Below are 8,762 nucleotides of genomic sequence, written 5' to 3' on the forward strand. Positions count from 1 at the left end.
TAGCTGAGGCCTGTTTCATCCCCCATCGCTATGGGTGGATGGATAGAGCGTCATCTACCCTACGATGCCGCAGACCTTGCATATGGGATCTACCAGATCGCAGGCCTTGCAGATAAACACAGGGCCTACGGTCTTGCCCGGCGATCAGGCCAGCACGCCATCATGGAAGTCGCGCAGCGCCTGCTCGATCTCTTCTTGGGTATTCATCACGAATGGCCCGTACTGCACGATCGGCTCGCCCAAAGGCTTGCCGGCAATCAGCAGCAGTTTGGCGCCGTTGCGGCTGCTCAGCTGAAGTTCGCCACTATCGGACAGGCGCACCAAGTGTCCTGCTGGCACTTCCTGTGCACTGGCGCCTGGTAACTCAAGCACCCCTTCGTAGACATACAACACGGCGCGATAGCCGCCGGGTAGGCGTGGAACGATCAGACTGCCGGCTGGCAGGCGCAGGTCAAACAACTGTGGGTCGGTGTGTGGGCGTTGTACGGCGCCGCTTTGCTGCACCTCACCGTCGTCGAACAGGCCGGCGATCACCACCACCTCGACGCCGGCGGATGTGCTTAGACGCGGGATCTTGTTGGCAGCAATGTCCTGGTAAGCAGGATCGCCGAGTTTGTCCTTGGCCGGCAGGTTGAGCCACAGCTGGAAGCCGCGCATAACCCCTTGCTCCTGCTCGGGCATCTCGCTATGGATAATCCCGCGGGCAGCGGTCATCCACTGCACGTCGCCGCTTTGCAGCAGGCCGACATTGCCCAGGTGGTCTTCATGACGCATGCGGCCTTCGAGCATGTAGGTGATGGTCTCGAAACCGCGGTGCGGGTGCGGCGGGAACCCGGCGATATAGTCGTCTGGATTGTCCGAGCCAAACTCATCAAGCATCAGGAAGGGGTCGAAGCGCTCGATCCCGCGGCCACCAATTACTCGATTCAGGCGCACACCGGCACCGTCGGTCGCGGGTTTGCCGGGTTGGATGGCGAGTACGCTGCGCAGTAGGCTCATGAGTCATCTCCTCAGTTTGAATACAGCCATCCTATGCCTGTAAATAAGATTGATGGTTGCTAAAACCACACCATAACAATCAATTTATTAGATGCTTTAGGCGCCAGGCAAGAAAAGATAGAGTGTTTCTTGCCGATTTATTCGGAGTCTTTGACCCGTAGGAGGGTGGCTTGGCCATCCCTGCGCGGTGCATATATCGAGCGCTATCTCGCGTTTTCAGCGCCTTTGGGCTGCACCAGGTTCAGCGCCTAGTGCAGCCCTATGCTTTGCCAGGCTGGCTTATTCGGCAATCAGCAGCTTGCGCGACTCGCTGTAGAAGTAGCGAATTTTTTCATACTCGAACGGCGAGTTGAGCTGGCCATAACGGAAATTGACCGTAGAGCGTTGGTCGACCGTCTCGAGCAGAAATATTTCCGGATGGCCTTTGCTGGCCTCGGCAACGTTTAGCCAGTTGACCTGGCTCTTGGCACTGAAATCCATCACCAGCCCGCCAGTGTCGCGCAGGTTGGAGGGGCCGAGCACCGGTAACATCAGGTAAGGGCCGGCCGGTGCGCCATAGAATCCCAGAGTCTGGCCGAAGTCTTCGCGTTGTTTCGGCAGGCCCATGCGGCTTGCCGGGTCCCACAGCCCGGCCACGCCGATGGTGGTATTGAGTAGCAGGCGTGCAGTGGTTTCCATCGAGCGCTTGGCTTTGAATTGCAGCAAGCTGTTGAACAGGTTGGGTACGTCGCCGAGGTTGCTGAAGAAGTTACTCACCCCACGCTGCACAACTGTTGGGGTGACATAGCGATAACCATCGACTATTGGCAGAAACACCCACTGATCGAAGCGGTAGTTGAAGTGATAAACCCGCCGGTTCCAGGACTCCAGGGGGTCGTAGACATTCAGGGCGCCCAAGGTCGAACGCTCGAACTCGCGCTGATCCAGGCCAGGATTGAACTGCAGGTTTTGCAGCGGTTGCGTGAAGCCATCTGCATCGGCGTGATGCTCGGCTTGAGTCAGGCCGCTGGACAGCAGCAGGGTCAGTAGCAATGTTGTCGCAAGAGGCTTAACCACGGAAGAACTCCAGCATGGCATCGCTATTGACGCGGTAGTTGAGGTTGCCGCAATGCCCGCCGAACGGGTAGACGGTCAGGCGATCACCCAGGGTGCGGCGTAGAAAGCCAAGGTCGCCTGGGCCAAGAATGAGGTCGTCGGCGTTGTGCATTACAGCGATCTTGCTGGACTCTTTCAGGTAGTCCTCGACGGCATAGAGACTGATCTGGTTGACCATCTGAGTAATGCTGCCGCCATCATGGCGAGCCCGCCACATCGGAATCAGCTGTTCGGTGATGTAGCAATCGAAATCGCATTGCAGGGCACGCTTGAAGAACGGCGTCAGGCTTGTGCTGTCGCTGATGGGAAAGCGTGCGGGAGTGATCAGGCCGCGCCGGTTGATCAAGTCGGAGGTGAAGGCAATGTCGGCGGCGGAGAAGCGAAATGCCGTACCAATCAGCATGGCCATCTGCTCGTCGGACAGCTGCTCCTTGGAGCGCTGGAAGTCGAAGAGCATGGCATCGTTGAGGTCGACGTAGCCCTTTTCCTGGAAATAGCGGGTCAGCTTGGCCAGTACGGTTTCGTAGAAGGTGGTGCTGCTGTTTATGCCTTCGACGTGGGTTTGCACCAGGCGGTCGAGGTTGCTGGTCGAGGTGTAGAGATTGACCGGCGGATTGAGCAGCAGCACGCGTTTGAAGTTGAAGCTGCGGCGAGTTTCATCGAGCTGGCTGACGAAAGCCGCTTGCAGCGCGCCCAGGCTGTAGCCGGTCAGGTGGTAGGCGCTGACTTTCAGTCTTGGGTGTTGGGCGCGTACGGCTTGCATTGCACGGTAGAGATCGTCGGCATCTTCCCCGGTAAGACCTGGAGTGGCGAAGCGCGAGGCAGCGCTCATGAAGTCATAGCTGGTCGGTGAGGACAGTTGCACCACATGGTAACCGGCGCCGTAGAACAGCTTTTTCAGGTATTCCACTGTGCTGCCGGAATACGGCATGCCCGTGCCTGCGATGATGAAGATCAGCGGCGCCTCGCCTTTCTGCCTGGCCAGGCGATAGCCCATTTTGGTCACCGGCCAAAAATTATCGGGTAATTCGAACTCGCGCTCGGGGCGCAGGCTGACCCGGTAGTCTCGCTGGTCAATGTCCGCATCCGCTGGCAGCTGTGGCCGCAGTTCAGGTGGCGTGGTGGCGATGGTCGCTTCGAACGGATTGGTCAGCGGGTAGCCATAGCTTTGTGCGTCGATGTCGGCCGCCAACAGCGGCCCACCGAGGGTTATGCCGCACAGCAGGGCAGCGAGGCGATATACAAGCGGCATGGGTTAAATCCCTTTAAAAGAGAGTGGGTTGCTCAAATTGAAGAGGTAAGACCGTCGAGTCGTCACAAAGTGCCCATCAAGTTGTCTTTTGACTCAGCTCGTGTAGCGCCGGGCCGGTGAGGCGATACATTGTCCAGCCATCGAGCGGGGCAGCCCCTAGGCGTTGATAGAAACCGATGGCCGGTTCGTTCCAGTCAAGTACCGACCATTCCAGGCGCCCGCAGCCACGCTCTACAGCCAGGGTTGCCAATGTGCTGAGTAAGGCGGTACCCAGTCCAGTCCCGCGGGCGCTGGGGCGTACATAGAGATCCTCGAGGTGGATGCCGGGTTTACCAAGAAAGGTCGAGTAATTATGAAAGAACAAGGCAAACCCTGCAGCCTCACCGTCTACTTCGCCGATCAATACCTCGGCAAAGGGGCGCGCCCCGAACAGGTGTTCGGTCATTTGTGCGGGGTCGGCGACTACTTGGTCGCTGAGTTTCTCGTACTCGGCCAGTTCACGAATGAAACCGAGAATCAGCGCAACATCGCCACGTTGGGCGCTGCGTATGTGTAAACGAGGCATGGTCGCTCCTTGAGTTGCTAAGCGACCGAGCATGCAGTGTGGCTGAGGATACTTGCAAGGGCAGGGTAGGCCGCCATTGCAAATAGTAGGTAATGGCAAATGCCGACACTTGGGCGTTCATGCCTGGTGGTGTAACCAGGCATGTTTCGGCAGCTCGGGTGCGGGGTTCGAGCGGTTCTCCAGGCGCTGCCAGATTTTTTCGTGAAAGTAGAAGCCGACCGAGTTGCACAGCGGCTCGATGGCTGCCACCAGGCCGCTGGCCGCGACACTGCCAGTCAGTGCATAGGTCACCGCAAAGGCTATGCAGAAGTGCATGAGGGTGAACGTTATGGTCTTGAGCATGGCTGGCCTCTAACAAGAATTATTACTGCTTGGTTCTTATGTTAGTGGCTAGCTGCCGATTGATAAAATGTTCCGTGCTTATCTTATCGATAGTATTTAATAATCAATTGGCTGGAGTCACAAAGAAACGTCAACAAAATGCGTCGATAAATTTGACAAGGCGATACGGGCAGCTAATTTGAAGTTCGCGGCGCATGGAAGACCCCGCGCTGCTCACCGTTCACTTGAGCTTTTTGAAATGGAGTTTCAATATGCATAAGCGCTATCTCTCATCCCTGCTGTGTGCTGTTCTGACCGCCACTACTCTCAGTATCTCTGCCGCCGAAACCACCAATACTGCACCCGCGAAGCCTGCGGTCGTGCAAGTGGCTGAGGTTGGTAAAATAAATCTCAACACGGCTGATGTTTCGATGCTGGAGCGTGAGCTGAGCGGTATTGGCGAGACCAAGGCCAAGGCGATAGTGGCGTACCGCGAAGCCCATGGCGCATTCGCATCGGTCGACGAGTTGCTTGAGGTCAAGGGTATCGGCGAGTCTATCCTGGCGAAAAACCGAGATAAGTTAAGCATCAATTAACCCAGCCGCAGAAAAAACAGGCCGGTCACTGACCGGCCTTTTTGCGTGTGCGCCAGGCACGAGCGCACGCTTGCGGACAAATTGCCCGTCGTACGCTGGCCACGGCGAACCAAGTGAAGTGCAGTCGTCCGCGTGCAGGTTGGCGCGGGCCGCGTAGGTTGAGTACAGCGAAACCCAACGTGTATTGGCATACTCGTTGGGCTTTCTCAGGTCCTGTTTTTTGGCCTGTTAGCCCTTGCAACAACCCACTGGGGCATGGCCTAAAAGGGGGAAGTTAGGTTTATCGGACTTCCCCTGGCCGCTTCAGAGAACCTGCGCGATAGCCTGTGTCACGACCGGCAAATTGCGCTGGTTGAGTGCCGCAACGCAGATGCGCCCGGTACCGACAGCGTAGATGCCGAACTCGCTTCTCAAACGTTCCACTTGTTCGGGGGTGAGGCCCGAGTAGGAGAACATACCGCGTTGTTGAGCGACGAAACTGAAGTCGCGCTTCGCGCCCAGGGCGCTCAATTGATCGACCATGGCGATGCGCATGGCGCGAATACGCTCGCGCATTTCACCCAGTTCGGCTTCCCACATGGCCCGCAGTTCCGGGTTATTGAGCACCGCTGCGACAACGCTGGCGCCGTGGGTTGGCGGGTTCGAGTAGTTGGTACGAATAACTCGTTTGAGTTGCGAGAGTACTCGGCCGGTTTCATCTCGCGAGCCAGTGACGATGGACAGCGCGCCCACGCGTTCCCCATACAGCGAGAACGACTTGGAAAAAGAACTTGAGACAAAGAAGGTCAGGCCGGATTCGGCGAACAGGCGCACTGCAGCGGCGTCTTCTTCGATACCGTCGCCAAAGCCCTGGTAGGCGATGTCGAGGAAGGGCACGTGTTCGCGCTCGCGAAGAACCTCAAGGATGGCCTGCCAGTCGTCCATGCCCAGGTCGACACCGGTCGGATTGTGGCAGCAAGCGTGCAGTACCACGATCGAACGGGCGGGCAGGTTTTGCAGGTCTTCGAGCAGGCCGCCACGATTCACCCCATTGCTGAAGGCGTCGTAGTAACGGTAGTTGCGTACGGGGAAGCCCGCTGCCTCGAACAGGGCGCGATGGTTTTCCCAGCTCGGGTCGCTGATGGCGACAGCTGCATCCGGGAGCAAGCGTTTGAGGAAGTCTGCGCCGATTTTCAGTGCGCCGGTGCCGCCCAGGGCTTGAGCGGTAATTACCCGGCCTTCCTTCATGAGGGCCGAGTCGGCGCCGAACAACAGGGTCTGCACGGCCTGATCGTAAGCAGCGATACCCTCGATCGGCAAATAGCCGCGTGGGGCGTGGGTGGCAGTCAGCGCATTTTCGGCTTCTGCCACAGCCCGCAACAGCGGAATGCGCCCATCTTCATTGGTGTACACGCCAACGCCGAGGTTGACCTTAGTGGCGCGGGTATCGGCGTTGAATGCTTCGTTGAGGCCCAGGATGGGGTCGCGCGGAGCCATTTCGACGGCAGAGAACAGACTCATGGATGCGGCAGCTCTGAAGAAGAGGGGGGATGTCTACAACGCCCTGCTAGGGGTTGCGTAAGTGGGCCGGTAGTATAGCGACCCATAACGTGAGTCGCGACAGCGAGTACACGCATTTCACCTGTTTTGACGTAGGCTTTCAGATCGCGTCACAGTCGTTCGTCGAGGTTAGTCATGTCCAAGTTCCAACTGGTCACCCGTTTCCAGCCTGCCGGCGATCAGCCGGAGGCCATTCGGCAAATGGTGGAAGGCCTGGAGGCGGGCTTGGCGCACCAGACCCTGCTCGGCGTGACGGGCTCTGGCAAGACCTTCAGCATCGCCAATGTGATCGCGCAGATCCAGCGACCGACCTTGATTCTGGCGCCGAACAAGACGTTGGCCGCGCAGCTATACGGCGAGTTCAAGAGCTTCTTCCCGAACAACGCGGTGGAGTACTTCGTTTCTTATTACGACTACTACCAGCCTGAAGCCTATGTGCCGTCGTCCGACACCTTTATCGAGAAGGACGCCTCGATCAACGATCACATCGAGCAGATGCGCCTGTCCGCGACCAAGGCGTTGCTGGAGCGCTCGGATGCAATCATTGTCACTACGGTTTCCTGCATTTATGGCCTGGGTAGTCCCGAGTCCTACTTGAAAATGGTCCTGCACGTCGATCGCGGCGACAAGATGGATCAGCGTGAGTTGCTGCGCCGCCTGGCCGATTTGCAGTACACGCGCAACGACATGGATTTTGCCCGCGCCAGCTTCCGGGTGCGCGGCGACGTGATCGATGTGTTTCCCGCCGAGTCGGAGATGGAAGCTGTGCGCATCGAATTGTTTGATGACGAGGTGGAGAGCCTGTCAGCGTTCGATCCGTTGACTGGCGAGGTGATCCGCAAGTTGCAGCGTTTTACTTTCTACCCCAAGAGCCACTACGTCACCCCGCGTGAAGTGCTGCTGGAGGCGGTGGAGAAGATCAAGGTTGAACTGGCCGAGCGTCTGGACTACCTGCGCAGCACCAATAAACTGGTTGAGGCCCAGCGGCTGGAGCAGCGCACGCGTTTCGACCTGGAGATGATCCTGGAGCTGGGTTACTGCAACGGCATCGAAAACTACTCACGCTACCTCTCCGGGCGCGGCCCGGGCCAGCCGCCACCGACCCTCTACGATTACCTGCCGGATGAAGCGCTGCTGGTGATCGACGAATCCCACGTCTCGGTGCCGCAGGTCGGGGCCATGTACAAGGGTGACCGCTCGCGCAAGGAAACCCTGGTCGAGTACGGTTTTCGCCTACCCTCGGCGCTGGATAACCGGCCGATGCGTTTCGAGGAGTGGGAGGCGGCCAGCCCGCAGACCATCTTTGTCTCGGCTACGCCCGGCAACTACGAGGCAGAGCATGCCGGCCGAGTAATCGAGCAGGTGGTGCGGCCGACCGGCTTGGTTGACCCGCAGATCGAGGTGCGTCCGGCGCTGACCCAGGTCGATGATCTGCTCTCGGAAATCCACAAGCGCGTGGCGGTGGGGGAGAGGGTGCTGGTCACCACGCTGACCAAGCGCATGGCCGAGGATTTGACCGACTACCTGGCCGACCATGGCGCCAAGGTGCGTTACCTGCACTCGGATATCGACACGGTGGAGCGGGTCGAGATCATTCGCGATTTACGCATCGGTGCATTCGATGTGCTGGTGGGTATCAACCTGCTGCGCGAAGGCTTGGACATGCCGGAAGTGTCGCTGGTGGCGATTCTCGATGCGGACAAGGAAGGCTTTCTGCGCAGCGAGCGCTCGCTGATCCAGACCATCGGTCGCGCCGCGCGTAACCTCAACGGTCGTGCGATTCTTTATGCAGACCGCATGACCGGCTCGATGGAGCGGGCAATCGGCGAAACCGATCGGCGCCGCAACAGGCAAATCGCCTTCAACGAGGCCAACGGCATCATACCGAGAGGCGTGATCAAGGACGTTCAAGACATCCTCGAAGGCGCTACTGTTCCGGGCTCGCGTAGCAGAAAACGCAAAGGCATGGCTCAGGCAGCGGAAGATATTGCGCGTTACGAGAACGAGCTGCGTTCGCCCAGCGAGATCAGCAAGCGTATTCGTCAACTGGAGGAGAAAATGTACCAGCTGGCGCGGGATCTGGAATTCGAGGCTGCGGGACAGCTGCGAGATGAGATCCACAAGTTGCGCGAGCGCCTGTTGCAGGTGTGATTGCAGGCGACTGGCTTTGCGGTTGGGCGGGCTTCGGCCGCCACAATCGCCCGCCCAGTCGCGACTAAAGCCACTCCCACAGGCGCGAATAGGCGCGACTCAGCTGTAGCCCAATGAAATGGACTCCCCCCTCCTACGGCGTCTATGCGCCAGACTAGAGTTGTCAAAACAAAAGTCACGAAGGGAGGAGTCACCATGAAATTTAAGCGAATTGGTGTCGATTTGGCAAAGCAGGTGTTCCAGG

General features: G+C 58.4%; 8 protein-coding genes. 2 read left to right on the forward strand and 6 right to left on the reverse strand.

Annotation, left to right across the window (positions count from 1 at the left end):
* Nucleotides 1-144: 144 nt before the first annotated feature.
* The 5 genes from Q8K09_RS07790 to Q8K09_RS07810 form a co-directional block, all read right to left on the reverse strand.
* Nucleotides 145-999 (reverse strand): pirin family protein, encoded by an 855-nt coding sequence (locus Q8K09_RS07790; protein ID WP_305254391.1) that lies wholly within the window; start codon nt 997-999, stop codon nt 145-147.
* A gap of 279 nt (nt 1,000-1,278) precedes the next feature.
* Nucleotides 1,279-2,031, reverse strand: a complete 753-nt coding sequence (locus tag Q8K09_RS07795; protein WP_305254410.1) for a VacJ family lipoprotein — start codon at nt 2,029-2,031, stop codon at nt 1,279-1,281.
* Nucleotides 2,032-2,047: 16 nt separating this feature from the next.
* Nucleotides 2,048-3,346, reverse strand: a complete 1,299-nt coding sequence (locus Q8K09_RS07800; protein ID WP_305254392.1) for a serine/threonine protein kinase — start codon at nt 3,344-3,346, stop codon at nt 2,048-2,050.
* Between the two features lie 76 nt (nt 3,347-3,422).
* Nucleotides 3,423-3,911 (reverse strand): GNAT family N-acetyltransferase, encoded by a 489-nt coding sequence (locus tag Q8K09_RS07805; RefSeq protein ID WP_305254393.1) that lies wholly within the window; start codon nt 3,909-3,911, stop codon nt 3,423-3,425.
* Between the two features lie 117 nt (nt 3,912-4,028).
* Nucleotides 4,029-4,253 carry a DUF2061 domain-containing protein gene (locus Q8K09_RS07810; RefSeq protein ID WP_305254394.1) on the reverse strand — a complete coding sequence of 75 codons (225 nt, stop codon included), beginning with the start codon at nt 4,251-4,253 and terminating at the stop codon, nt 4,029-4,031.
* 251 nt (nt 4,254-4,504) lie between these two features.
* On the opposite strand from Q8K09_RS07810, the gene Q8K09_RS07815 reads away from it, so the two are divergent.
* Nucleotides 4,505-4,828, forward strand: a complete 324-nt coding sequence (locus Q8K09_RS07815; RefSeq protein WP_305254411.1) for a helix-hairpin-helix domain-containing protein — start codon at nt 4,505-4,507, stop codon at nt 4,826-4,828.
* Nucleotides 4,829-5,131: 303 nt separating this feature from the next.
* On the opposite strand, the gene Q8K09_RS07820 is transcribed toward Q8K09_RS07815, so the two are convergent.
* Nucleotides 5,132-6,328 (reverse strand): amino acid aminotransferase, encoded by a 1,197-nt coding sequence (locus Q8K09_RS07820; RefSeq protein WP_305254395.1) that lies wholly within the window; start codon nt 6,326-6,328, stop codon nt 5,132-5,134.
* A 174-nt stretch (nt 6,329-6,502) separates the two neighbouring features.
* On the opposite strand from Q8K09_RS07820, the gene uvrB reads away from it, so the two are divergent.
* Complete coding sequence (gene uvrB / locus Q8K09_RS07825) at nt 6,503-8,518, forward strand: excinuclease ABC subunit UvrB (protein ID WP_305254396.1); 2,016 nt, start codon at nt 6,503-6,505, stop codon at nt 8,516-8,518.
* Nucleotides 8,519-8,762: the final 244 nt, after the last annotated feature.

This window comes from Pseudomonas sp. (assembly GCF_030683065.1).
Taxonomy (GTDB): Bacteria; Pseudomonadota; Gammaproteobacteria; order Pseudomonadales; family Pseudomonadaceae; genus Aquipseudomonas.